Origin of the sequence: Halorientalis persicus (genome assembly GCF_900110215.1) — an archaeon.
Lineage (GTDB): Archaea > Halobacteriota > Halobacteria > Halobacteriales > Haloarculaceae > Halorientalis > Halorientalis persica.
On the sequence record NZ_FOCX01000021.1, the window covers coordinates 22,018 to 47,364 of the forward strand.

25 protein-coding genes are annotated in these 25,347 nt (G+C 65.4%); 10 read left to right on the top strand and 15 right to left on the bottom strand.

Translation table 11 applies throughout. The annotated features are described in order from the left end of the window. Nucleotides 1–24: 24 nt before the first annotated feature. From BMX17_RS18090 to BMX17_RS18100, 3 genes are all read right to left on the bottom strand, one after another. Nucleotides 25–789, bottom strand: coding sequence for a response regulator (locus BMX17_RS18090; protein WP_092662708.1), 765 nt, complete (start codon nt 787–789; stop codon nt 25–27). A gap of 113 nt (nt 790–902) precedes the next feature. Beyond that, nucleotides 903–3,059: a PAS domain S-box protein gene (locus tag BMX17_RS18095; protein ID WP_092662710.1), complete on the bottom strand. Its 2,157-nt coding sequence runs from the start codon at nt 3,057–3,059 to the stop codon at nt 903–905. 101 nt (nt 3,060–3,160) lie between these two features. Further along, complete coding sequence (locus BMX17_RS18100; protein WP_092662712.1) at nt 3,161–4,018, bottom strand: DUF7551 domain-containing protein; 858 nt, start codon at nt 4,016–4,018, stop codon at nt 3,161–3,163. A gap of 151 nt (nt 4,019–4,169) precedes the next feature. On the opposite strand from BMX17_RS18100, the gene BMX17_RS18105 reads away from it, so the two are divergent. Beyond that, nucleotides 4,170–4,751 (top strand): GNAT family N-acetyltransferase, encoded by a 582-nt coding sequence (locus BMX17_RS18105; protein WP_092662714.1) that lies wholly within the window; start codon nt 4,170–4,172, stop codon nt 4,749–4,751. 20 nt (nt 4,752–4,771) lie between these two features. Here the strand turns inward: BMX17_RS18105 and BMX17_RS18110 are convergent, their stop codons facing one another. Together BMX17_RS18110 and BMX17_RS18115 are read right to left on the bottom strand one after the other, a co-directional pair. Further along, nucleotides 4,772–5,161 (bottom strand): sensor histidine kinase, encoded by a 390-nt coding sequence (locus tag BMX17_RS18110; protein ID WP_170845470.1) that lies wholly within the window; start codon nt 5,159–5,161, stop codon nt 4,772–4,774. Between the two features lie 84 nt (nt 5,162–5,245). Beyond that, nucleotides 5,246–6,478, bottom strand: coding sequence for a histidine kinase N-terminal 7TM domain-containing protein (locus BMX17_RS18115; RefSeq protein WP_092662718.1), 1,233 nt, complete (start codon nt 6,476–6,478; stop codon nt 5,246–5,248). 122 nt (nt 6,479–6,600) lie between these two features. Between BMX17_RS18115 and BMX17_RS18120 the strand changes: the two genes are divergently transcribed. From BMX17_RS18120 to BMX17_RS18130, 3 genes are all read left to right on the top strand, one after another. Next, a complete protein-coding gene (locus tag BMX17_RS18120; protein WP_092662720.1) occupies nt 6,601–8,280 on the top strand; it encodes an acyl-CoA mutase large subunit family protein in 1,680 nt (559 codons plus the stop codon). A gap of 129 nt (nt 8,281–8,409) precedes the next feature. Beyond that, nucleotides 8,410–8,829, top strand: coding sequence for a hypothetical protein (locus tag BMX17_RS18125; RefSeq protein WP_092662722.1), 420 nt, complete (start codon nt 8,410–8,412; stop codon nt 8,827–8,829). After that, a complete protein-coding gene (locus tag BMX17_RS18130; protein ID WP_092662724.1) occupies nt 8,826–9,017 on the top strand; it encodes a helix-turn-helix transcriptional regulator in 192 nt (63 codons plus the stop codon). Before BMX17_RS18125 ends, BMX17_RS18130 begins: the two co-directional genes overlap by 4 nt. Nucleotides 9,018–9,030: 13 nt before the next feature. Here BMX17_RS18130 and BMX17_RS18135 read toward each other — a convergent pair whose 3' ends face one another. Continuing rightward, complete coding sequence (locus BMX17_RS18135) at nt 9,031–9,759, bottom strand: GNAT family N-acetyltransferase (protein ID WP_092662726.1); 729 nt, start codon at nt 9,757–9,759, stop codon at nt 9,031–9,033. 106 nt (nt 9,760–9,865) lie between these two features. Here BMX17_RS18135 and mce point away from each other — a divergent pair, with 106 nt between their 5' ends. Beyond that, nucleotides 9,866–10,252, top strand: coding sequence for a methylmalonyl-CoA epimerase (gene mce / locus BMX17_RS18140; RefSeq protein ID WP_092662728.1), 387 nt, complete (start codon nt 9,866–9,868; stop codon nt 10,250–10,252). A gap of 6 nt (nt 10,253–10,258) precedes the next feature. On the opposite strand, the gene BMX17_RS18145 is transcribed toward mce, so the two are convergent. The 6 genes from BMX17_RS18145 to BMX17_RS18170 all read right to left on the bottom strand — a co-directional run bounded on the left by BMX17_RS18145 (nt 10,259) and on the right by BMX17_RS18170 (nt 16,802). Next, a complete protein-coding gene (locus BMX17_RS18145) occupies nt 10,259–12,100 on the bottom strand; it encodes a histidine kinase N-terminal 7TM domain-containing protein (RefSeq protein WP_092662730.1) in 1,842 nt (613 codons plus the stop codon). A gap of 88 nt (nt 12,101–12,188) precedes the next feature. Then, a complete protein-coding gene (locus tag BMX17_RS18150; protein ID WP_092662732.1) occupies nt 12,189–12,767 on the bottom strand; it encodes an NUDIX hydrolase in 579 nt (192 codons plus the stop codon). 55 nt (nt 12,768–12,822) lie between these two features. Further along, nucleotides 12,823–13,776, bottom strand: a complete 954-nt coding sequence (locus BMX17_RS18155; RefSeq protein WP_092662734.1) for an alpha/beta fold hydrolase — start codon at nt 13,774–13,776, stop codon at nt 12,823–12,825. Nucleotides 13,777–13,835: 59 nt separating this feature from the next. Continuing rightward, nucleotides 13,836–15,440, bottom strand: coding sequence for an oleate hydratase (locus tag BMX17_RS18160; RefSeq protein WP_092662736.1), 1,605 nt, complete (start codon nt 15,438–15,440; stop codon nt 13,836–13,838). Between the two features lie 290 nt (nt 15,441–15,730). Then, nucleotides 15,731–16,114, bottom strand: coding sequence for a hypothetical protein (locus tag BMX17_RS18165; protein WP_092662738.1), 384 nt, complete (start codon nt 16,112–16,114; stop codon nt 15,731–15,733). Between the two features lie 46 nt (nt 16,115–16,160). Then, nucleotides 16,161–16,802 carry an FAD-dependent oxidoreductase gene (locus BMX17_RS18170; protein WP_092662740.1) on the bottom strand — a complete coding sequence of 214 codons (642 nt, stop codon included), beginning with the start codon at nt 16,800–16,802 and terminating at the stop codon, nt 16,161–16,163. Nucleotides 16,803–16,944: 142 nt separating this feature from the next. On the opposite strand from BMX17_RS18170, the gene BMX17_RS18175 reads away from it, so the two are divergent. Further along, the gene (locus BMX17_RS18175) at nt 16,945–18,711 is read left to right on the top strand and encodes a 2-oxoacid:acceptor oxidoreductase subunit alpha (RefSeq protein WP_092662742.1); all 1,767 of its coding nucleotides are present in this window, start codon (nt 16,945–16,947) and stop codon (nt 18,709–18,711) included. Beyond that, nucleotides 18,711–19,574, top strand: coding sequence for a 2-oxoacid:ferredoxin oxidoreductase subunit beta (locus BMX17_RS18180; protein ID WP_092662744.1), 864 nt, complete (start codon nt 18,711–18,713; stop codon nt 19,572–19,574). The genes BMX17_RS18175 and BMX17_RS18180 overlap by 1 nt, the downstream gene beginning before the upstream one ends. Nucleotides 19,575–19,798: 224 nt before the next feature. Here BMX17_RS18180 and BMX17_RS18185 read toward each other — a convergent pair whose 3' ends face one another. Continuing rightward, nucleotides 19,799–20,863, bottom strand: coding sequence for a hypothetical protein (locus BMX17_RS18185; RefSeq protein ID WP_211611389.1), 1,065 nt, complete (start codon nt 20,861–20,863; stop codon nt 19,799–19,801). Nucleotides 20,864–21,107: 244 nt separating this feature from the next. Between BMX17_RS18185 and BMX17_RS18190 the strand changes: the two genes are divergently transcribed. Further along, nucleotides 21,108–21,875, top strand: a complete 768-nt coding sequence (locus BMX17_RS18190; RefSeq protein WP_092662746.1) for a helix-turn-helix transcriptional regulator — start codon at nt 21,108–21,110, stop codon at nt 21,873–21,875. An 85-nt stretch (nt 21,876–21,960) separates the two neighbouring features. Continuing rightward, nucleotides 21,961–22,302, top strand: a complete 342-nt coding sequence (locus BMX17_RS26335) for a DUF7344 domain-containing protein (RefSeq protein ID WP_092662748.1) — start codon at nt 21,961–21,963, stop codon at nt 22,300–22,302. Here the strand turns inward: BMX17_RS26335 and BMX17_RS18200 are convergent. Both BMX17_RS18200 and BMX17_RS18205 read right to left on the bottom strand, forming a co-directional pair. Beyond that, nucleotides 22,299–22,751 (bottom strand): GNAT family N-acetyltransferase, encoded by a 453-nt coding sequence (locus tag BMX17_RS18200; protein WP_092662750.1) that lies wholly within the window; start codon nt 22,749–22,751, stop codon nt 22,299–22,301. The two genes, BMX17_RS26335 and BMX17_RS18200, sit on opposite strands and share 4 nt — an antisense overlap. Nucleotides 22,752–22,790: 39 nt before the next feature. Next, a complete protein-coding gene (locus BMX17_RS18205; RefSeq protein ID WP_092662752.1) occupies nt 22,791–23,750 on the bottom strand; it encodes an alpha/beta hydrolase in 960 nt (319 codons plus the stop codon). A gap of 300 nt (nt 23,751–24,050) precedes the next feature. Between BMX17_RS18205 and BMX17_RS18210 the strand changes: the two genes are divergently transcribed. Next, nucleotides 24,051–25,337, top strand: a complete 1,287-nt coding sequence (locus BMX17_RS18210) for a digeranylgeranylglycerophospholipid reductase (protein ID WP_092662754.1) — start codon at nt 24,051–24,053, stop codon at nt 25,335–25,337. Nucleotides 25,338–25,347: the final 10 nt, after the last annotated feature.

The window sequence follows — 25,347 nt, forward strand, 5'->3', positions numbered from 1 at the left end:
CTTCCCCCGCCGGAAGCCGACCTGTCAGTGGTACGGGGCGAGTCGGCGGTGGCTGGGGTCGGTCTGCATCTGGACGTGGCCGCAGTCGGTACACCGCCAGACGTACGAGCCGAGTCGTTTGTACCCGCGTGACGGGTCGTCACCTGGACCGACACCCCACTTCCGGCCGCAGTTGACGCACTTGTCCGGCGCGTACTTGCTCTGGTCGTCACTCGGCTCCTCTGGTTCACGTGACTCGCTGATCGAATCGAGGACAGCGCGGATATCGTCGGTGTCCATCCCCTGCTGGAGTCGCTTGAGTCGCCGTTTGAGCGCCTTGACCCGCCGTTCGAGGGCGACACGCTCCTCGTCGTCCCCGTCGCCAGCCTTCGAACCGACCTCCGCCGAGGCCAGCTGGGTCGTTCGTTTGTAGTACTCGATCACCGCCGCCCGGTACCGGGACCGGCGTGCGAGTCGGTCCACCAGCGACCGGAGTTCGTCCTCGAACACCGGTTTCGTGAGATGGTGGTCCACGTCGAGTTCCGGGAACACGCTGTTTCGGTCGGGCGTCGTCGTCACGATCTCGCAGTAGCCACCGTGCCCTCGGATCTTCTCCAGCACCGTCGGTGCCGCCCCGTCGCCGAACTCCTCGGCCAGCACGACCACGTCGACCGCCGCATCGAACTCCTCGACGACCTGCCGTTTCGTCAGCGCGATCCGAACCGTACACTCCTCCAGCCACAGTTCGTACAGCTCCGCCCGGGTCGCGTTGTTTTCGACGACGATAACGACCGGTTCTGTCTCTGTCATGGCCCCGTCTCGCGGTTAAACCGATTGCAACTTGCTGTTAGTTGTGTCGATACTAATACGTTCGCTCGATGCTATCACGGGTGATAATATCGGCCGAGTAATGGGTCTGCCCGTCACTCGCTCCCGCTCGAACCGCGCCGGGCGGCCTCGGAGATGTCGCGGGATTTGACCGAGAACGAGTGGACCGTCGTCAGGTCGTCGAGGAGTTTCTCGGCGCGGTCGAGCCAGTCCGCGGCGGCGTCCAGCGCCTGCTCGTCGTCGGCGTTCCGGGCCGCCGAGAGTTGCCTCTGTGCTTCCTGTAAGGGCTCTCGGAGGTCCTCGGCGAGGACCTCGCTGAACTCGTCGAAGCGGCGTTCGATCCACTGTTCGTACTCTTTGGGTTCGGTGATGTCCTGCTGGAACGCGACCGTGTGTGTCACGTCGCCGTCCTCGTTTCTGACCGGCGCGACGCTGACCCGGCCCCAGAACGGCGTGCCGTCCTGCCGGGCGAGCATGAGCTCGACCGTCGCGGGTTCGTCACCGTCGACGGCCGCGTCCAGTTCTGCCTGTTTCTCCGCGTCGGTCTCCGCATCGGTGAGATGGGTCAGGGGCCGTCCGTCGATCTCCGTCACGTCGTAGCCGGTGAGTTGCTCGAACCCGCCGTTCGCGTACACGATTGGCGTGTCCGGCCGCGTCCGGTCGGCGATAGTGATGCCGATGGGTGCCTCTGCGATGGCCCGGTTGCGAAGCTTCAGTTCCTGTTCGCGCTCTTTGCGCTCGGTGATGTCCCGGGTCGCGACGACCAGTTGCGCCACCTCGCCGTCGACGACGACCGGTGCGATCCGCGTGTGCCAGTGGGTCGGAATCCCGGGGATGTCGAAGGTTTCGTCGTAGGACAGCGTCGTCTTCTGTTCGACACATTCCTCGAACCGGGCTTCGATCCGGTCGCCGATCTCGCCGTCGAGTATCTCCCGGGGTGTTCGGCCGATCATCTCGGACTCCGACAGGCCCGACATCGACTCGTAGGCCGGGTTGACCCGTCGTATCTCGAATCGGTCGTCGTCCGTGACGTCCACGAGGACGATCCCGTCCTGTGCGTTCTGGAATGTCGTCTCGGCTTTCCGGAGTTCCCGTTCGCGTTCCTTGCGCTCGGCGATGTCCCGGAGGACGCCGACGGTCCCCCGGACGGATCCGTCGCTCGACGGCATGATGGCGATGTGGTTCTCGAAGGGGATCCGCTCGCCGGATTTCGTCACGAGATCCATCTCGACGGACCCGCGCCGTGAGTCGTCGTCTTCGATCAGGTCCCGGATCAGCGATTCCGCGCGCTCGATGTCGGCATCCTCCATCACGGTCGAGACGTGCTGGCCGACGAGTTCCTCGGGTTCGTACCCGGCGACCGACTGGTCACGCCCCGTCGGTGGCTCGACGGACGTGAGAACTCCCTCGGTATCGAGCGTGTACACCTCGTCCGGGATCGCCTCGACGACGGTCTCGTAGCGTTCCAGTTCCCGCTCGCGTTCCCGTCGATCGGTGATGTCGCGGGAGTTGAAAACGTAGCCGCTGACGGTCGTGTCCTTCCGGTTGCTCCCGACGGCTTCGAGCCAGGCCCACGATCCGTCGGCCCGCTTGTGCCGGAACCGCACGTCTTCGATGACGGTCCCTTCCTGATCGACGAGGTCGATGAACTGCTGTCGCATCTCCTCGCGGTCGTCGGGGTGAATGTAGTTGAACGCGTACTCACCGACCATCTCCTCGGGGTCCCAGCCAAGCACGCGCTCGACGGACGGGCTCTGGTACTCGATGGTCCCGTCGGGTGCGATGACCGTCACGATGTCTTCGGCGTGTTCGATGAGCGTCTGGTACTGTCGACCCGTCGCCGCCGTCGCCTCGGGGGCTTCGTCACGGGCCAGCGCGCTCTCGATGCGTCCGGCCAGTAACTCCTCGCTGGCCGTCGCCGTCGCGGTCGTGAGCGCGTCGGTCGCACCCGCTTCGATGCACGCCGCCACTTCGTTCGCGTCATCGGCCAGCACGAGGACCGGGAGTGTCGGGTAGTCCTCGCGGAGACGTGCGACGAGATCCGTCGCGGTCCCGTCGGTCAGATCGAATTCGCTGACGACACAGTCGGTGCCCGCTTTTTCGACGACTGCGAGAGCGCCCGCCATCTCCGACACGGTCCTGACCGTCACCTCCTCGTCGGTTCCGCCGAGGTCCGGAAGCGCCCGCTCGACGACGCTTCCGTCGTCACCCACGTAGAGGACGGTCGTCGATGCCGACCCGAAGGCAGCCATGGCTGGCGATAAGCTAAGATAGTTGATAAACACTTGGGCCGCATTATCACCGAACGAATTGGCGGCCGGGGCGACGTACCGAGGTCCCGAACCGACGTGCGTCAGGACGCGCCAGTGGCGCTGACCCGAACCAGTCCGCCGGAATCCCCGTCATCGGTCACCGTGAGGTCGAACCGCCACCGGCCGTCGTCGAGGCGACGCGGATCGGACAGCGTCAGCGCCGGGCCCGGGAGCCGTCCGAGCAGGTCGATCGCGATGGGCAAGGTCGGTAACGACGCCGACCGCGAGGTGAGCGCGTAGTCGGTGATCGTCACCGTCCAGGCGCTCCCGTCCGCGGGGTCGGCGTGTGCGTCGACGGCGTACTCGTCCAGGATGTCGAGTCGCTGTAACCGCCGGAGAGTGGCGTCCAGCGGCCGGTCGCTGTCCGCAGGCTCGGCGAGCTCCGTCGCCGCCGCCCGGAGGATGGCCGTCTGTTCGGCCTCGGTGAGTCTGGCTCCTAACTCGAACGAGAGGGTCCGAAGGAGGTGTAGACAGAGGTCGTCGGGGTCGTCGATAGCGTCGGCGGTCTCGCAGTACACGTCCATGATCGACGACTCCAGGTCGGCGTACCCCTCGGCCGACAGTGTCTCGAACACGGCCGCGGCCACGTCGTGACAGAACCCCGTTAGCGACGCCGTCTCGCCGGTCGTCGGGGGTGTCACCGTCCGGGTCGCCCGGCTCGGTTCCTCGCAGGCGATGAAGTCGTAGCAGGGCGCTTGCGGGTCCCACCGGCGCAACACGGCCCGGTAAGCGGCCGCCGCCTCCGCCGCCTTCTCGGCAGTCTCCCGGTCCTGGAACCGCGCGCCGGCGACCGGGACCGGACAGACACCGGTCCGCCCGCAGACGACCCGGTACTCCCCGCCGTCGACCGCCAGATCCTCGATCCGCGCCCTGATCTTCGAGAGCGTCTCACCGACCATTTTAGGCCTACCTAAAGCAACGGAGTGAAAATAGGTTACGGTCGGGGGCGGCGCGGTCGCGGCGAGTGTCCGAGACCGCGAGCCGCGGGGCGTTCCGTGCGGTGTCTGACGCCTGCCAACGTTTTTAGCCGGGCGTGGCCAAGGGTCGGGTATGTACGTCCGGGACGCGAAAAACCGCGAGGAGGTCTGGCTTCTGGATCACATCGAGGACATGGGCCTGGACGAGACGGCGTTTCGCTCGCGCGATTACGTCATCGCCATCGACGAGGAGACCAACGAGAAGGCGGGCTTCGGGCGGATCCGCGTCCACAAGGCCGACGACGAGGCGGTCTGTGAACTCACCTCGATCGGCGTCCTCGATGACTGGCGCGGGCAGGGGATCGGGGCACACGTCGTCGAACGGCTCATCCAGAAGGCCGGCGACGAGGGGTTCGAGACCGTCTACTCGCTGACCGACGCACCCGACTACCTCCGGCAGTTCGAGTTCGAGCCCATCGACGCCGGCTCGCTCCCGGAGAAACTGCAGGACCGACTGGACGAGAAGCGCGAGGCGACCGCGCCCGACGCCGTCCCGATGGCCCTGTCGGTCGCGGAGTTCCGGATGCCCCGGCGGTTCCGGGAGGCGTTCAAACGCGCCGCCGCCGACGAGGGCGAGAGCGAACCCGAGGAGGGCCCCGAAGACTTCGGGATCGATCCCGACGAAGCGACCTACAAGTACGACACCGGGCGCTGACTCACGGGAGCCACGACGGCCTACCCCGACAGATCGGTCGGCGGTGACTGGGTAACGCCGTCCTCTCGGCCGGTCGGCGGCGTGATGCCCCTCACGTCGAAGCGCGCGCCACCGTCCTCGCTGTCACGCACCGTAATCTCCCAGCCGTGGGCCTCGACGATGCTCTGGACGATGGCGAGCCCGAACCCGGTCCCGTCATCGTTGGTGGTGTAGCCGTCCTCGAACACCTCGTCCTGGTGGTCCGTGGCGATGCCCTGTCCGTCGTCAGCCACGTAGAATCCCGCCTGGGTGGAGCCGACGGTGACGGTGGCGTCCTCCCGGCCGTGTTCGAGAGCGTTGCGGAACAGGTTCTCGAGTGCCCGGACGAGACGCTGCTCGTCGGCCTCGATCTCGCGGTCGTCCGCGACCACGAGTTCGGCGGCTGGTGTTTCGACGTGTCGCCAGGCGCGCTCGGCCAGCGACCGGAGAGACTCCCGCGAGCGGGCTTCGACCTGTTACCCCTCTCTGGCGAGGGTCAACACGTCGTCGATGATGCGGTCCATCCGCTGGTGGGCCTGCTCGACCCGGCGAAGGTGCTCCTCGTCGCCGGTCTCGATCCCGAGTTCCAGTCTGCTCGACGCGACGTTGAGCGGATTCCGGAGGTCGTGGGAGACGACGTTCGCGAACTGTTCGAGCTGTTCGTTCTGGCGCTGTAACTCCCGCTGGCGACGCTTTCGCTCCGAGATGTCCTCGACGACGAGCAGGTTGCCGATCCGCTCGTCCCGTCGGTTGTACAGTGGCGAGACTTCGATCCGGAAGTCACGCCCCTCGACGGCGACCTCCGTCTCGTCGCTGTCCTCGTGGCTGGTTAGCGTCGCGTACGCGTCGTGGATCGCCGTGTGGGACGCGAGTGCGTCCGCGACGGGGCGACCGATCGCCGCGTCGTCGAGGTCGAGTAGCTCGCGCCCGCGGGGGTTGATGTCGACGACCCGGTCGTTGCGGTCGAGGACGACGACGCCGGCGTTGAGGTTGTCGACGATCGTCCCCCGGGCGACCGGGACGACCTCGAGGAAGTCCTGGTAGAAGATGGCCCACCATAGCGCCAGCCCGGTGATCGCGAAAGTCAGCGACGTGATGTCGACGCTGATCGGGCCGAGCAGATAGATCGCGTTCCCGAACCAGGGCGCGAGCAGGCCGACGATCAACGCCACAGTCTGGCGCTGGTAGATGTCGTCCGAGCGGACGGCGAAGCTGACGTACATCACCGCGGCCGCGACCAGGAGGATGTACGAGTACAGTGTGTGGACGAGAAACAGGCCGCCGAACTCGTAGGCGTAGCCGTAGAACGTCCCGGGGTCGGCCGCGCCGAAGGTGAGGAAGTGCTCCCGGAACGGCGGGATCCACACCGCCACGTTCGTCAGGAGCGGGTGGATCGCGAGGAGCGCGACCGTCGATCGGGTGACGTACTTCTCGCGGCCGGTGTACTGGAGCGCGAGCAGGACGACGAACATCGTGGACAGCGTGACGCCGACGTACTGTGCCCGGGCGACGGCGCGACCGAGCGGCGTGCCGGCGAAGACGAGCACCAGCGAAGTCGTTACGATCCAGTAGACGACGGCGACGAACAGGCCGACGAGCAGCTTCGCGCCGCTACGCTCGCGGCGTCGCCAGGCGTAAGAGGCGACACCCACACACAGCAACCCGCCCACCGCCAGGAGCGCGTGATAGACGACCTCGTGGGTGCTCATGGACCCGTCGTATTTACCCTCGGCCCATATACACTCGGACTGCTTCGGCGAGTGAGCCGCCCGCCGCGTCGTCGCCGTCCGGTCAGACAACGCTTATACACGGCCACACCGTTCACCCAGCCATGTTCGACGAGGAGGACCTCCGGGAAATCCGCTCGGCGAAGGCCGACTGGGACGAGGAGTCGGTCCAGCCGACCGTCGAGCGGTTCGGTGAGCGCAAGGAGACGTTCACTACCGACACGGAGGGACAGACTGTAGACCGCCTGTATACGCCCGCGGACGTGGACGATATCGACTACGACGAGGACCTGGGTTTTCCCGGTGAAGAACCCTATACGCGGGGCGTCTACCCGACGATGTACCGCGGCCGGCTCTGGACCATGCGCCAGTACGCCGGCATGGGGACGGCACGCGAGACCAACGAGCGGTTCAACTACCTGCTCGACGAGGGTCAGACCGGCCTCTCGATGGCCTTTGACCTCCCCACACAGATGGGGTACGATTCGGACAACGCCATGGCCGCTGGCGAGGTCGGCAAGACCGGCGTCGCCATCGACTCCCTCTCGGATATGGAGACCGTGTTCGAGGGCATCCCGCTGGACGAAGTCTCCACGTCGATGACCATCAACGCCCCTGCGTCGGTCCTGTTGGCCATGTACATCGCCGTCGGCGACCAGCAGGGCGTCGATCGCGAGGAGTTGCGGGGTACTATCCAGAACGACGTGCTGAAGGAGTACATCGCACGCAACACCTACATCTACCCGCCCGAGCAGTCGATGCGGATCATCACGGACATCTTCGAGTTCTGTGCCGAGGAAGTCCCCAACTTCAACACCATCTCGATCTCGGGGTATCACATCCGGGAGGCCGGATCGACCGCCGCCCAGGAGATCGCCTTTACCCTCGGCAACGGCATCGAGTACGTCGAGGCCGCCATCGAGGCCGGCCTGGACGTCGACGACTTTGCCCCGCAGCTATCCTTCTTCTTTGCCTCCTACAACAACATCCTCGAGGAAGTCGCGAAGTTCCGCGCGGCCCGACGGATGTGGTACCAGATCATGGAGGAGCGCTTCGACGCGGAAAATCCCAAGTCCAAGCAACTCAAATTCCACACGCAGACCGCCGGCTCCACCCTGACGGCCCAGCAGGTCGAGAACAACGTCGTCCGTGTGGCCTACCAGGCGCTCGCCGCCGTCCTCGGGGGAACCCAGAGTCTCCACACCAACGGGAAAGACGAGGCCGTCGGGCTCCCGACCGAGGAGAGCGTCCGAACCGCGCTGCGGACCCAGCAGATCCTCGCCCACGAGTCGGGTGCGGCCGACACCATCGACCCGCTGGGCGGCAGTTACTACGTCGAGAGCCTGACCGACGACCTCGAAGCAGAGGCCTTCGAGATTCTCGACCGGATCGACGGCAAAGGCGGGATGCTCCCGGCTATCGAGGACCAGTGGGTCCAGCGGGAGATCCAGGACGTGGCCTTCGAGCGCCAGCGCGAACAGGAGGAAGGCGAGCGGGTCATCGTCGGCGTCAACGAGTACCAGGTCGAGGAAGAAGAAGACGTGGATATCGAGGAAGTCGACGAGTCGCTCGAAGCCCAGCAACAGGAGACGCTCGCGGCGGTCCGCGACGATCGCGACGACGAGGCAGTCGAGGCGAAACTCGACGCGGTCCGGGAGGCCGCCCGCGGAGACGAGAATCTCATGCCGTACCTGATCGACGCCGTCAAGGTCTACGCCACGACCGGCGAGATCTGTGACGCCATGCGGGACGTGTTCGGCGAGTACCAGGGCGGCGGTATCTGACGGGAGAATCCCTCTCGATCTGGTTTTCGACAGTCATCCGATCAGCGACAGAACTAAGTATACGTGTAAAGTCTCCTTTACTGTAAAGCGACCTTTACGGAAACGTCGCTTTACACCGCCCTGAAAACCATGTCGACGACACAGGACCATCCAGCACGGAGAGGACAGCGCTACAATCGGATCATCATGGCCGTCTTCGCGGTCGGGATCGTGAGTTTCTTCGCCGGAATGTTGCTCGATCAGACCTTCGTCGGGCTGGTCGTGTACGCGGTCGCCTGTCTCGGCGGCATCACGGCCCTGCTGTACCTGCAGTTCGCGAGTTCCGTCCAGCTGAGCGACGAGCGCGAACAGCGACTCCACGAGCGGGCGAGCGGCGCGCTCATCATGATCGCCGCCTACGTCGGGCTTCCCGTCGTGATCGGCCTCTACCTGCTGGACAATCTCGGCTACTACACGATCCCCCCGGTCGTCTGGGGCGGCATCTACGCCTACTCCGCCCTCTTCTTGCTCTGGGGGGTCGTCTACACCGTCGTCCGCTACAACGCATGAAAAACGACCTCCGCGACCGACGCGAGCGACACGATCTGAGCCAGGCCGATCTGGCCGCAGAGGTGGACGTGACCCGGCAGACGATCAACTCCATCGAGCGCGGCCGGTACGACCCATCGCTCGAACTGGCCTTCGAGCTCGCCACCTACTTCGACTGCCGGATCGAGGACATCTTCGACCCCGAGTAGGTCCCCGCTGGCGCTACAGCGTGACCGCCATCATCACCTCGTCGACGGCCTCGCCGTCGATCCGGTAGTGATCCTCGCGGACGGCTTCGACCGCCCCGCCGTGGGCCTCGAAGAACTCGATCGCGCCCTCGTTGGTCGCCGGGAAACTGTTGTACACCTTCGCCAGTCCCATCTCCTCGGCCCAGTCGAGCCCGTGATCCAGCAGGCGGGTCCCGATGCCGTGCCCCCTGTGGGCCTCGACCAGTCCGATGGTCAACTCCGCGGTGTGGTGGAGCTTGTCGAGTTCGGGGATCTCCAGGTGGACCCAGCCGACGACGTCCTCGCCCACGGTGGCGACGAAAAAGACGCGGGACTCGAACTCGTTGTGCCGGAGCAAGGAGTCCTCGTAGTCGAGTTGCTGGGCGACGCTTTCCGCCTCGATGTAGCTCCCATCGGCCGCGACCTGCCGGAGTGTGCCCACGATACCCGCGATGTCGTCCTGCCGGGCCGGTCGGATCGTCACTGCGAGCCCGTCGGTCTCGTACTGCTCGGCCGTGCCGGGATCCATCGCGATCTCCAGTCGTCCGTCGCGCTCGGTGAGGTAGCCGTCGCGCTTGAGCATCGAGAGATGGTGGCCGAAGCGGCGGTGTTCGAACCCTAGCGCCGCCCGCGCTCGCTCGGGTTCGACCCGCCCCTCCCGCTCGACGTACTCGTAGATCCGTCGCCTGTCGTCGTCAAGTCGGCCCGGTTTCGGTGCCTCCATACCTCACGGTCACGGCGAACCGTCTTAGTTATTGATGACAGTTACCACGCCACACATACCCGCGACTGTCGCAGGGCTGATTGTCCCGCCGCTCCCAGCAGGGGGTATGCAGTTCGATCACGCGGGTATCGCGACCGCCGACGCCGATGCGCTCGCCGAACAGTACGCGACGCTGTTCGACGCCACGGTCGCTCACGAGGAACAGTTCGACGGGATGGCGGTGGTCTTTCTCGACCTCGGCAACGGCTTCTTCGAGGTGCTGGAACCGCTCGACGACGAGGGAGCCATCGCCAGCTATCTCGACCGGGACGGCCCGGGCATTCACCACCTCGCGGTGGCGACCGACGACATCGAGGCGGCCCTGGACCGTGCTCGTGAGGCCGGCGTCGAGTTGATCGACGAGGAACCGCGGGGTGGGGCCTGGGGACACGACGTGGCCTTTCTCCATCCCAAATCGACCGGCGGCGTCCTGCTCGAAGTCGTCGAGCACTGACCGGCGTCAGGCCGTCGCCGCTCCGACCTCGACGGGCTCGCGGAAACACTCGATCTCGAAGCGCGCGCCGCCCTCCGGACTCTCGGTGATGGACAGTTCCCAGCCGTGGGCCCCGACGATGTCCCGGACGATGGCGAGCCCGAGGCCGGTCCCCTCCTCGTGGGTCGTGTAGCCCTGTTCGAGCACTGCCTCGCGCTCGTCTTCGGGGATGCCCGTGCCGGTGTCCTCGACGTAGAACCCGGTGTCGTTGGCGAGGGTGCCGACCCGGATCCTGAGGTCGCCGTCGTTGTGATCCAGCGCGTTCCGATAGAGGTTCTCGAAGACGTTGAGCAGGCGGTCACGGTCGCTCTCCAGCCGGAGATCGAGGTCGTGATCGAGCCTCGCCCGGTCGGTGTCGACGTTCTCCCAGGCCTCGGTCGCGACCGATCCCACGTCCACGTCCTCCGTCTCGGTGATGGCCTTCCCCGAGCGGGCCAGCGTGAGTGCGTCGTCGATGATGTCTCCCATGCGTTCGTGGGCCATCTCCAGTTCCGCGACGTCCTCCCGATGTTCGCCGTCGAGTTTGGCGCCCAGCAGTTCGACGCGGCCGCTGGCGACGTTCAGCGGGTTGCGCAGGTCGTGGGAGACGATGCTGGCGAACCGATCCAGGCGCTCGTTCTGGTGTTCGAGTTGCTCGGCCTGCTGTTCGAGGTCCTGTTTCTGCTGGCGGAGTTCCTCCTCGCGCTGGCGGAGCTGTTCTTCGCGCTCTTTCTGCTCGGTCACGTCGTACAGCAGGACGCTCTGCCCGGCGAAGTTCCCGGAACGATCCTCGATGTCCGAGATGTTCACGTCGTAGCAACGTTCCTCGTCGTCCGACACCGGAACCCAGATCTGCTTTCGGCGCTCGCTCAGGAGTTCTCCCTCCTCGTAGTCGTCCCAGTACTTGCCGAGGTCGATCACGCCGAAGACGGGCTTGCCGACGACCCGGTCCTCGACGCCGAGCATCTTCCTGGCCGTCGAGTTGATGTCGACGATCCGTCCGTCGGCGTCCAAGATCATGACGCCGCTGTCGATCTCCTCGATGACGAAGTCCCGGGCCAGCGGCAACACGTCGTCGAACCGCGAACTGAACCGGGCGAGGACGGCGTTGATCGGGAGCAACTGGACGAACCGGATACTCGTAAAGAGCACGAGGGCAACAGCTCCCCAGAACAGGAAGGAGAGCGGGACGATCATCATGTGTGGGAACGGGCTGAAGCCGGCGACGGTGATCACGTTACCCAGCCACATCGACAGCCCGCCGAACGCGAGGACAAGGCTCAATTTCCGGTAGACGTTCCGAGAGTGGATCGCCTTCCGGAACAGGATCGCGGTCGCGCTCAACAGCAAGACGTAGGTCAGCCCGATGAACGCCCAGGGGACCAGTCCCCAGTCGTACGCCAGTAGCACCGTCTCCCCCTCACGAACCAGGTGGGCGTCCGCGAGTACTAACCCGTGTGTCTGATTGGTCAGGGTCAACGGGACGTACAACAGCGGTACGAGGAGGAGGGCGTGGGGCAGGTACCGCGGCAACCTGTCGTAGTGGCCGGTGTAGGCGATGGCGAAGAGGAACCAACAGCTACAGAGCATGACCGTCGAGACGAGAAACCCCGAAAAAAAGACCAGTTTCAGCTGGTAGCTCGTGCTGGCCACGGCCAGGGCCAGAAACAGCGACCACGACGCGATGGCGACCATGGCCCTGGCGTACCAGATAGTCCCGCGCCGGTCGCGCTTTGCGTACCCCAAGTACGCGGCCACCGACGAGATGATCGCGACGAGCAACAATACGGGTACGTAGATACTGTACTGGAACATTGGCGTGGTCGGCATACCGTCCCCTCGGCGACAGTGTGTCTTGGTTGTGCATACCTCCCAATACAGTAAAAGGTGTCTCCTGTATTATCGGCCGTGATAACGATCACTCCCAGTCTGCGGCCCGGAACTCGCCTTCCGGGTGCATCCGCGCGGGCGGCTGGGCGAACCAGGCTGCACCGTTGAGTTCGCCGGGTTGGATGGCGAGGTGGCCGCCCTCGTAGCGGCCGTCGAAGAAGACCCACAGCGTGTGGAGTCGTTCGTCGTGATCACCTTTCGAAACGCTGACCCGGCGGCGGAGCAGGAACGGTTCGACGATCCGACAGTCGATCCCGGTCTCCTCCCGCACCTCGCGGACCGCGGCCTCCTCGTAGGACTCGCCACACTCCCGGCCGCCGCCGGGCAGGCCCCACCGGGTCGAGCCCCGCGAGAGGATCATCAGGACCCGCCGATCCTCCTCGATGTCGGCCGGGAGCGACTCCGAGAGCGGCGCGGTCTCGGGCGGTTCGCGAATCACCCAGACGTAGCCGCCGCCGGTGTACCCCTCCGTGGCCAGGTCACGCAACTCCGGGAACACGTCGGCGGGCACCTCTTCGTGTTCCTCACGGACGGGCACGTCGCCGTACTCCGACAGCAACCGGTCCTGCCGGCGGTCGACCGCCGTCCGGTTCACGTCGCGGACCATTCTCACCCCATCCTTTTCGTTCGCACTGAAATGTCCTCCGACCCGGCAGCACGACTCAGGTCGAGAGCGTCTCGAACACCTCGCGCTCGGTCTCCGCGACCGTCGAGAGGTGTCCCAGGTCGGGGTAGAAATGCGATTCCGCGGTCGGAATGGCGTCCGCGAGATAGTACCCCATCGCCGGCGGGACGACAGTATCGGCCTTCCCGTACCACAGCCACGTCGGCACCGAGATGGCTCCGAGATCGAAGCCCCACGACTGGCCGAAGAGTGCGGTCTCGGTCACCAGCGGATCGAGGCCGTGGTGGCGGCGCGACTCGACCATGCTCGCGTGGACGACCGTCCCGAGTTCGCCCGTCCAGACCGGCCCGTCCGCCGGCGCGGCGTTCTCGGCCATGGATTCGAGGAAGGCGTCCCGGTCGTTCAGCGCCTGCCGCCCGGCGAGCCACAGCCCGAGTTTCGCCGCCGGCGGCAGGACGCGGGCGCTGTAGTACCAGAGTCGATCCCGGAGGCCGACCGCCGCCATCGGCCCGAGCCCGCAGACGATCCCCGCTCGCTCGACCCGCTGATCGAGGAGCGCGGCCGTCGCCGCGGCGTAGGGCCCGCCGGCCGAGATTCCGAGGACGGGAAACCCGTCGAGATCGAGCGCGTCGGCCAGATCGGCCACGTCGGCCGGCCAGTCGGTCAACGTCCGGTCGGGATCCGGATCCGAGACGCCGACACCCGGACGCTCGGGGGCGATCACGCGGACGCCCTGCTCGCGAGCCACCTCGTCGAACGCCGCCGCGAACACCCGCGAGTTGGGGAAGCCGTGGAACAACAGCAGGGGCTCGCCGTCGGGGTCGCCAACGGCTGCGTAGCCCAGTTCCCGGCCGTCCCGCAACTCGATCGTCCGGGGGTTCTCGGCGATCTCACGGGCCAGTGCCAGCGCATCGGACCCGTCATCGGCCGGTATTCTCACCCGTTCGTCGTCGCTTCCGAGCCACTCGCCGAGTGCGTCTCGCAGTCCCATGCGCGAACGGTCCGTCGCCCCCCGAATAACGGTTCGGGACGGCGAAGACGAGGGCGACGCTATCGGAACGCCGCCTTCCCCACGTCGAGCAACACGTCGGGTTCGTACTCGTGATCGCTCACCGGCGGGATCTCCCCGTCGATGTCGAGCAGCTCGTAGGTGGCCATCATGGCCGACCGGACGGAGTACTCGACGGTGAACACCACGTCCCGTGGTACCTCGGCGAACTGGCCGAGGAACGCGAGGTTGTTCGACCCGTCCGGGACCACGTCCGGTCGATCACCGGGGGTCCGGGGCATGAACTGGCCCGTGATGAACGGCATCATGCAGGGGATGCAGTTTGCGTCGTCGACGAACTCCTCGAAGCGGTCGAGACAGCCCAGGTGGTAACAGAGCTCTTCGAGGATCTCCTCGCCGGTACAGTCTTCCATCTTCTTCTCGACGTGGTTGCCCTCTGCCTCCGGGAACAGCCCGTAGCCCCAGAACACCTTCACGTCGTCGGGCTGGTTCGCGAAGTGGGGCTGTGCGGCGACGACGGTGGACAGCAGCCAGTTCGACTCCGTGTACGTCACCAGCCCGTTCCCGGGTTCTTCCTGCGTGACCTCGACGATGTGTTCGAGCAGATCCGGCTCGTCGAGGGTGACGGTGAACGACTCCCACTTGGTCTCCTCGACGTGATCGGCGAACACCGACGGATCGCCGAACTCCGGGTGTTCCTCGGTGATCGACTTCCACAGCTGGAACGAGGCCCCGGTCGTGTTCAGGTCGGGGGCCGCCGTCATCGACCCGAGACTCGACCCGTCGGTCATCGAGCCGTTCGTGACGAACACCAGATCCTCGGGCTCGACCGCGATGGTCTCGGACCCACCGTCGGTGTCGCAGTGGATCGCCTCGACGGTCTTGCCCTCCCGACGTGGGACGATGTCGAGATCGGTCACCTCGACGCCGCCCTCGAACTGGACGCCCCGCGCTTCGAGCCACCGGCGGAGCGGACGGACCATCGAGTCGTACTGGTTGTACTTGGTCCGGTCGACGCCCTCGAGCGTGTGCAGGCGCGGGAACTCGTGCATGAACCGGTGGAGATACCGGCGCAGCTCCGCGGCGCTGTGCCACGGCTGGAACGCGAACGTCGTCGCCCACAGATACCAGAAGGTCGTGTCGAAAAACGACTCCGAGAACCACTCCTCGATCCGCGTGTCCCCGAGTTTCTCCTCGGGCGTGAGGACGAGCTGTAACAGCGAGAGGCGATGTTCCATCTCGAAGCCGTAGGAAGACACGTCGAGAATCTCCTGGTCGCTGTTCATCAGCCGCGCTTCCGCGTAGGTCTCGTGTTCGGCGTTGAACTCGTCCATCACCGCCTTGATCGACCTGTCCTCGTCCTCCAGCGCGGGAATCGAGTCCAGCAGGTCCCAGGTACACTCGTAGGTGGGGAAGTTGAGCATCCGCCCGCCGCGGATGACGTATCCCTCCTCGGGCGAGCCCGCTCCGTCGAGCGCCCCGCCCATCACGTCGAGTTTTTCGAGGACGTGAACGTTCTCGCCCGGCATACCGCCGTCCCGTACGAGGAACGCCGCGCCCGCCAGCGACGCGATCCCGCCGCCTACGAAGTACGCTTCTCGGTCAGTCACGTCCGGTTCCGTGCGTCCGTCGTCGATGTGGCTCATGCTTGGACACCTCCCGTATGGCTCTGGTTCCGTGTGATCGCCGCAGTTCGCGACCACGGCCAGCGTGTGTCGGTTGCTGTACCACCCGCGTCGCGATCCGATAGTGGTCCCATCTCCACCTGAACGTTCGATGCCACTGAAAAAGGACTCGGCGACAATTATCAACTGGTGGTGTGTTGCAACAGGTATAAATTATATATTTGTAACACTTCACACTGGCGGCGGTATATGAGGCGCGGACCGATACGTCGGGCGGGGTCACCGGCAGTTGCGCCGGGTCGCCAGTTCGGCTACTCGTAGTACTCCAGATACAGTGCGATGGCCTTCAGGCCGAGGTAGAGCCCCAGTGGAATCCCGACCAGCGCGTGGCCGATGGGGCTGTCAAGGAACCCGGCGATGGCACCCACGAGGCCGCCGAGGGCACCGACCAGGCCACCGAGAAGGCCGAGAACGGTCCCGACGATTCCACTGCCGCCGTCTGCCCCCTCGCTATCGGCGGTCTGCAACTGGGAGCCGTTGCCGGTCGTGTTCGCGGTCGTCCCGTTGGTGCCCTCCTGAGCCTGGACTGTCACCAGGCCGAGAAATCCCGGATTCGCCAGTACCGTCACCGCGCTCACGACCAGCAGGAGTACACCGGCCCGGGCGGCCGGGCGTGACGGCCGACACACACTCATCACCCGGAGTACCGACCCGTGGGGGTTAAATCCCACCCGCGTTCTCTCAGCCGAAGTTCTCGACCTTTGCGGCGTCGGGGTCGCCACCGGCTGCGTCGATGGCGGCCGTCGCGGCGTCCAGGAAGTCCGCGAAGCCGTAGACGAACACCTGTTCGCCCGCCTCGCCAGTCACCACGTCCGTCGTGGTCGCGACCATGTCGTCGCCGGCGTCGATGACGTGGACCGTCGCGCCCTCGGCTTCGAGATCGGCCAGTGCGTCCTCGTGGATGGGGTCGTCGTCGCGGTAGACGATGGCGGCCTCGTTACCGTCCGCGAGCGCGCGGCGAGCGATACCGACCGCGGGACCGACACCGGGACCGCCAGCGAGGACGACCACGCGCGGCTCGTCCTCGTAGTAGGCGTTGCCGTAGGGGCCCGAGACGACGAGTTCGTCGCCGGCCTCGAGATCGGCGAGGATCGGCCCGAACGCTCCGTCGGGGTCGATCTCGACGGTGACCTCGAAGGTGTCCTCGACGTCGGACGAGGAGATCGTGTAGAAGCGGCTCTCACGCTCGCCGTCCACGTCGGCCACGAGCTTGACGAACTGGCCCGGGCGGGCGGCAAAGTCCGCGGGTGACTCGAACGCGATGGCGATGGCGTCCTGACCGACCGACTCGACGGTGGCGACGGAGAGGGGTTCGTCTTCCATATTTCCCCTCTGGGTGCCCTTGCCGAAAGGTGCTTTCGATCCGAAGAGAACTGGACGGACAGTCAGTTAACTGACCGATTTGCGGGGTTGAACACCTATTGCAGAAGGCTTTTGCGTCGTGGCTGGGTAGCCCCTCGCTAGTATGCCCGCGGACCTCAACTGGGCCATCGGCGGTGAAGCTGGCGACGGGATCGACTCGACGGGCAAGATTTTCGCGCAGGCTCTGTCCCGTGCCGGTCGCCACGTCTTCACCTCCAAGGACTTCGCGTCGCGTATCCGTGGTGGGTACACGGCGTACAAGATCCGTACCTCGGTCGACCAGGTAGAGAGTGTCGTCGACAGGCTCGACATTCTCATCGCGTTGACCGAGCGAACCATCGACGAGAACATGAACGAACTCCACGAGGGGAGCGTCATCATCTACGACGGTGAACGCACCACGATGCAGGACGTCGAGATCCCCGACGAGATGATCGGGCTCGACGTGCCCCTCAAATCGCTGGCCGAGGACGCCGGCGGCGCGATCATGCGTAATATCGTCGCGCTCGGGGCCGCCTGTGAGGTGACGAACTTCCCCATCGAGAACCTCGACGAGTCCCTCGAGAAGCGGTTCAAAGACAAGGGACAGGCCATCGTCGAGAACAACAAGAAGGCCGCCCGACTCGGTCAGGAGTACGTCGCCGAGGAGTGCGACGCCGACACCGACTACGACATGGAGACGACCGACAACGACTACGTTCTCCTGAACGGCAACGAGGCCCTCGGGATGGGAGCTATCGCCGCCGGCTGTCGGTTCTACTCCGGGTACCCGATCACGCCCGCGACGAGCATCATGGAGTACCTGACTGGCCGTCTCGACTCCTACGGCGGGAAGGTCGTGCAGGCCGAGGACGAACTCGCGGCCATCAACATGGCACTGGGCGCGGCGCGGGCCGGTGCACGCGCGATGACCGCCACCTCCGGTGCCGGGATCGACCTGATGACCGAGACGTTCGGTCTCGTCGCCACCAGTGAGACGCCGCTGGTCATCACCGACGTGCAGCGCTCGGGTCCCTCGACCGGGATGCCGACGAAACAGGAACAGGGCGACCTCAACATGGCCCTGTACGGCGGCCACGGCGAGGTGCCCCGCTTCGTCGTCGCGCCGACGAACATCTCGGAGTGTTTCTGGAAGACGATCGAGGCGTTCAACCTCGCCGAGAAGTACCAGACGCCGGTCTTCCTGGTCTCGGACCTAGCCATGTCGGTGTCCGAGCAGACGTTCCCACCGGAGACCTTCGACATGGACGAGGTCGAGATCGACCGCGGGAAGGTCGTCGACGAGGACTCGATCTCCGACTGGCAGAACGAACAGGGGCAGTTCCAGCCCCACTTCCCGAACGCCGACGGCGTCAGCCCGCGGGCTTTCCCCGGGACCGAGGGCGGCGCACACATGACGACCGGGCTCGAACACGACGAACTCGGTCGCCGGACCGAAGACACGGACATCCGCATCGAGCAGGTCGACAAGCGCCAGCAGAAAGTCGACACCGCCCGCGAGGAGGAAGAATGGGACTACCGCGAGTACGGTGAGCCCGACGCGGACACCCTCGTCATCTCGTGGGGGTCCAACGAGGGCGCGATGCGTGAGGCCCTGGGCTTCCTCGAGGAGGAGGGCACCGACGTGCGGTTCATCTCGGTGCCGTACATCCACCCCCGTCCGGACCTGTCCGATGAGATCGACGCCGCCGACGAGGTCATCGTCGTCGAGTGTAACTCGACGGGCCAGTTCGCGGACCTTCTCGAACACGACACACTCACACGAGTCAAGCGCGTCAACAAGTACAACGGCGTGCGATTCAAGGCCGACGAACTCGCAGAAGAAATCGAAGCGAAACTCGGCGAACCCACCGAGGTGGAGGCAGAATAATGAGCTCCGAGATCAGATTCACGGACTTCAAATCCGACAAGCAGCCCACGTGGTGTCCCGGCTGCGGCGACTTCGGGACGATGAACGGCATGATGAAAGCGTTGGCGAACACCGGCAACGACCCGGACAACACGTTCGTGGTCGCCGGCATCGGGTGTTCCGGGAAGATCGGCACCTATATGCACAGCTACGCGCTCCACGGCGTCCACGGCCGCGCACTGCCCGTGGGCATCGGGACGAAGCTGTCCAACCCCGAACTCGAAGTGATGGTCGCCGGCGGGGACGGCGACGGCTACTCCATCGGCGCGGGCCACTTCATCCACGCCGTCCGCCGCAACGTCGACATGACCTACGTCGTCATGGACAACCGCATCTACGGTCTCACCAAGGGCCAGGCCTCGCCGACCAGCCGAGAGGACTTCGAGACCTCGACCTCACCCGACGGGCCCAAACAGCCCCCGGTCAACCCCCTCGCACTCGCGCTGGCCGCGGGCGGCACCTTCATCGCCCAGTCGTTTAGCTCGGACTCCCAGCGCCACACCGAGATCGTCAAGAAAGCCATCGAACACGACGGCTTCGGCTTCGTCAACGTCTACAGCCCCTGCGTCACCTTCAACGACGTCGACACCTACGACTACTTCCGGGACACCATCGTCGACCTCAGCGAGACCGACCACGATCCCACCGACTACGACGACGCCAAGTCGGCCATCCTCGACGCCGACAAGGAGTACCAGGGCGTCATCTACCAGGACGAAGGGTCAGTTCCCTTCGACGAGCGTGAAGGCCTGAGCGAGCCCATGCACGACATCCCCGACGGCGCGCCCGACGACGCGATGGACCTGGTCCGGGAGTTCTACTAGACGACCTTTTTTCCGTCGTTCGAGAGAGCTTCGCTCTCTCGTGATGACGAAAGGCGCCTCGCGCCTTTCGAACCACTCGGGTTCGCCTACGGCGAACCGCTCGCGCAAAAAAGCTCGACCAAAAAAGGCGGAGTTCGCGCCCCCGGCGCGAACTCCGTACGACTTCCTTGCTCCGCACCGCGACCGCACAGCCACTGCACCGCGACCGCCCCGCCACCCCCGACTCAGGCACTCGCGAGGACCAGCTGGATCGCCTTCGGGATCGCGATGCTGAGGAGTAACTGCGACCAGATGCTGAACGTCGCCGGATACTCGCTGGTCGCGCTGACCTGCTGGATCCGCTCGCGGAGGTCTTCGACTTCTTCGCGGTCTTCGTCCGGAATCTCGTAGTTTTTCACGTCCCACGGGTTCTCGATGCGCTCGCGGATCTCCCGTTCCAGGCGCTGGATCTCTGAGCGTTTCTCGTGGTGCATGAACCGGTGGAGCGTGAACACCGCGAACGCGACGGTGGCGACGGTGCCGACCCAGACCGCGGTGAAGATCGCACCAGCGGCCGCCGACACACGCCACGACGTGTCGACGAAGGGTGCGTAGGTGATGAGTGCGTACCCGACAAGCCCGACGACGACGTAGTAGTAAGCCTTCTTGATCAACTCACCGAGCGGTCGGAGCCCGCCGACACCCTCCGGATCGAGGAAGTGAATCCCGACCGTCGACTTCGAGAGCTGCCACGGCGCGAGAAACTCGATCGAGACGTAGACCGTGAAAAACTGCACGACGATGGGGAGGAAGACGAACGGGAACAGGACGAAGTTGGCGAAGATATCCGTCACGCCCCATCCGCCCATGTCGAGGACCGCCCGGGTGAGCTGGAGTGCCGCGCCGACGCCGAACAGCACCCACGGGAGCCACGACGGGACTGGATCGAGCAACGACCCGGGGTCGTCGGCCCGTTCGGCGATCGCCATCTCCGCCATCACTCTGTCGTACTCCGCCTGGAGGGTCCGCGCACCGTAGACCGCGGCGAACAACACGAACGGCTGGAGGACGAAGTACGGGTTCGTCCGGTAGATCAACGGGACGCCGTTGGCCAGGTTGTACGTGATCGTCAGGACGTTGGAGCCGACGACCGTGACCACTGCGTACAGGTACGACGGCGGCAGATCAGCGGGTAACCGCTCCGCCAGCCACCCGAACCCGAACAGACTCGCGAACCCGTCGAGCCAGAGATCCCGGTCTTCCTCGTATGACGATATGCCGAGGTCCGTCGAACCGTCCTTCGAATCCATGCGCGGTGTTCGGCGACGGGGTATGAAAAAACCGAGATCGTTTCGCGGCCTCACACGGTCGCGATCACCGTCGACGGCTGGACGCCCGACCTATTGTGAATCACATACGACGTGATCGACGCGGTACAGGTGCTCGCTTGATGCCACGACCGACACCGCAAACCGGCCTATCAACAGCGCTACCGGGGGCTTGTTAGCGAAACGACCGGAATACTTTACTCGGTGAGGGCGGAGTTGTGGGGTGATGAGCGAAGATTCCGTCGCCGGGATTCTTCACCTCTTTTATAAGCGCCACGACGTGTTCAGGTGTCTGTGTGACGACGTGTTCGACAAGCAGGCCGTCCAGGAGCGAACGGGGGCTTCGCGTCCGACGGTCGACCGGGCGTTCCGCGAACTCGAAGACGCGGGCATCCTCACCTCCGAGGGGACCGTCTACGAACTGACCAACTTCGGAGACCTCTGCTGTGTGGAGTTCGAGCGTGTCGCCGGGACGCTGGAGACGCTCACCGAGGTCGAGGGACTGTTCTCACATCTCCCCCGTGACGCTGGATTCGATATGCGACTCCTCGACGGAGCCGAGGTCCACCGCGCCGAAGATCACGCGCCACACGAACCGCTGACGGAGATGGTCGACCTCGCCAGATCCGCCGGCGAGTTCTACGGCTACTCCAACCGGATCATCCCCTACATCGTCGAGGGGTTCCACCGACTGACTGTCGAAGAGGCGGTGCCCGCCCGCCTCGTTCTCTCCGAGGAGGTCGTCGAGACCGGACTGGCCAACTACCCCGAGAAGTTCGGCGCAATCGTCGAGGCCGACACCACGACGGTGTACGCGACCGAACACGCCTACAACTACGGCGCGGCGGTCGGTGGCGGCCGCGTCGCCGTCTCCGTCTCCAACGATATGGATCGCCTGCTGGCGGTCGTCACCAACGACACCGACGCCGCCGTCGAGTGGGTCGAGGAGTTCCTCGACGAGATCGTCGCGTCAGACCGGACCCGGGAACTGTGAACTGGATCACTTCCTGATTCTCGATCACTCTCTGATCGAAAGTCGCTCAGTAACACTTTCGCAGTGTAGTCCAAAGGCCGAACCGATGGACCAGCAGTCCGCTCGTGGGCTCTCGGAGTTCGGGAAGGTTCCGGTCGCGGACGCGCTCGAGGCGCTCGCCGGCGAGCGTCGGCGGGCGGTCATCCGGATACTCCATGGGACCGAGGGGACCGTCCCGGTGCAGGAACTGGCGACCGAGGTCTGTCTGCGCCCCGACGGTGCGCAGGACCGCGACCGCGTCGTCGTCGACCTGCACCACCGGACGCTCCCGAAACTGGATGCGCTCGGGCTCGTCGACTACGACCCCGAGGCGACGGTCGTCGAACCGTGCTCGGCTCTGGACGACCTGGTCGCACTCGCCGAACACGTCGAGGTCACGAACTGCTAAATCTCGCCGCCTCGGTCCAGCGCACGGACCATCTCGACGTGGGGGATACCTGCCTCCTCGAACTCGTCGCTCACCGTGCGGTAGCCGAGTCGCCGGTAGAACCCCTCGACGGCGACCTGTGCGTGCAAGACGAGTCGAGGTAGGTCGCGTTCGCGAGCCGCGGTGTGGACGGTCGCCATCACGCGCCGGCCCCACCCCTCGCCGCGTCGGTTCTCGCGGACGGCGACGCGTTCGACTTTGCCCGTTCCGGGCTCGGGTTCGCGGAGCCGGGCGGCCCCGATTGCATCCCCGTCGTCGTAGGCGACCACGTGAGTCGCCTGGCCGTCCAGCCCGTCGCGTTCGCGGTCCTCGTCGATACCCTGGCCCTCGACGAAGACGGCGTGGCGGACGGCGAGGGCGTCGGCCCGCTTGCCTTCGGTGTCGGCGACGACGACCCCGGACTCGACCATAGCGGCAGATAGTGAGCCACCGGCAAAAACGCCCCGCTGTCAGGCTTTACGGATCTGTTCGGCGACTTCCTCGACGCCCTCGTAGGTGTGGTCGACGATACCTTCCATGTTGAGGAAACCGTGGATCATCGACTCGTGGTTGCTGTACTCCACGTCGACGCCGGCCTCGGCGAGTTCCTGGGCGTAGGCGTGGCCCTCGTCCCGGAGCGGGTCGTACCCGCAGGTCAGAACGTAGGCGGGCGGTGTCTCGGCGAGCTCGTCCCGGCGTGCGTTCAGCGGGAACGCCCACGGGTGGTGGGCGTCGATCTCGTCGTCGATGTAGTGTTTGACGAACCAGAGCATATCCTGGGCGGTCAGGAAGTAGCCGTCGCCGTTCTGTGCCCGGGACGGCATCGGATCCATGTAGGTGGTCGCGGGATAGAGCAGGAGTTGTCGGTCGATGTCCGGCATCCCGCGTTCGGCGGCCATCAGCGAGACGACGGCGCTGAGGTTCCCGCCGGCGCTGTCGCCCGCGACGACGTGGGTGCCCGTGTCGGCCCCGTGCTCGTCGGCGTTGCGGGCGGTCCACTGCGCGCCGGCGTAGGCGTCCTTGATCGGCTCCGGCCACGCCGCTTCGGGTGCCTTGCGGTACTCGACGGAGACGATCACCGCCTCCGCGCGGTTAGCTAGCATCCGGCAGAGTTCGTCGTGGGTGTCGATGTCACCCGCGACGAAGCCGCCGCCGTGGTAGTAGGTCACCGTCGGATGGCCGTCGCCGGCCGGCGCGTAGACCCGGGCCGGGATGGGCTCCTCGCCGTCCCCGGCCGGCGGGATCTCCACGTCCTCGACGGTGTCGACCTCCTCGGGCTCGCCCGTCGAGAGGTCCGTCATGACCGTCAGCTGGTGGCGTGCGTCCTCCGGTGTCCCCTTCGAGAGTGTGATGTCGTAATCGTTGAGCAAGTCGAGCATATTCTCGACGTGCTCGTCGAGGTCCCCTCGTACCGGCTGGTCGTCGAACATATGCCTTTCTTTCACACTCGCCCCCTGATGAACGTTTTACCTCTCAATTACGGCCTCTTTTAACCGGCCCACCCCGTCGCCGCGAGAGCCGGCTGTTTTCGCCGCGGAGAGGGTCCTTTTTTACGAGATGAGGCGATAATGGTGAACAATGAGTGCGCAGTCCGAAAACATCGCGGGGGATGACGCGGTGGGGGCCGCCGTCACGGAGTCGGGGTGTCGGTACTGCGCACGGCGAGACGGTTCGGTATCCGGTGGGGAACAGCGCCACGAGAACGGATCTGCAGTACACAACACGACGCTATGACTGATCACTACGACGTAGTCGTCGCCGGTGCAGGACCGGCTGGAGCACAGTGCGCCCGCGACCTGGCGGCACGGGGCTACGAGGTCCTCGTGCTCGAAACCGAGGCCGAAGACGAGTTCCCGCGCCAGAGCAACAAGTCGACCGCCGGCACGTTCCCGTCGATGATGGCCTCGTTCAACGTGCCAAGCGACGTGGTGATGAACTACACCGACAACGTCGTTCTGGAGTCGCCCAACGACCACTACGTGCAGGACCAACCGGGCGCGGTACTCGAGTTCGCCGACTTCAAGCAGTGGCTCGTCGAGAGAGGCCGCGAGAACGGGGCCGAGTACTGGTTCGACGCCCGCGTCGCCAACCCGATCATGGACGGCGGCGAGATCGTCGGCGTCGAGTACAACGGTGACGAGGAGGTGTACGCCGACATCGTCGTCGACGCCACGGGGCCGTCCGCACCGCTTGCCCGTGCGCTGGGTGTGAGCGATCTGGAACGACGGAACCAGGCCATCGGCATCGAGTACGAGTTCGAGGGTCTCGAGGTGGACCACGACCGGTACGCCGACTTGACCGACGCGATGATGCTTCGCCTCGATCACGACCTCGCGCCGGGCGGCTACTCATGGATCTTCCACACCGGCGAGGACACCGCCAAGGTCGGACTCTGTTACATCCAGAACGACCGGTACCAGTCCCGAGGTCACGAGGGGATGACCATCGACGACCACCTCGAGTACTGGCTCGACACCGACCCCCGCTTCCAGAACGCGACGAAACTCGAAGGCAAGATGCACCGGGGTTCGGCCCACATCCAGATGCCCGGTGAGATGAGTACGGACAACTTCATGGCTATCGGCGACACCGTCCCGACCCTCGATCCGCTGTGGGGCGAGGGCATCCACAAGTGCATGGAGTCCGGTCGCGTCGCGGCCGCAACTGCCGACAGGTGCCTCACCCCGGCCGAACCCGACACGTCCGCGGCGAACATGGAAATATACGAGGACCTCTGGCACCAGCGAGTCGCCCCCAAGATGCGCAACCGCCTGCTGATGACCAGGCTTCTCTATCTCGCCCCCAACGAGCGGTACGACCAGCTCATGGCGGACCTTCGGGCGACGCCGGACGAGACACTGGCCAAGGCCAACAAGGGGAGCCCGATCGCCATCGGGAAGCTCATCCACACCGGCGATTTCCCGATCCTGGTCGACTACGCAAAAGAGCGGTTCGACACCACCGGATCGAACCCTGCGAGTCCCGTCGAGGCGATCGCGAAGTTCTTCGAGCGCTGACGCCGCTCGC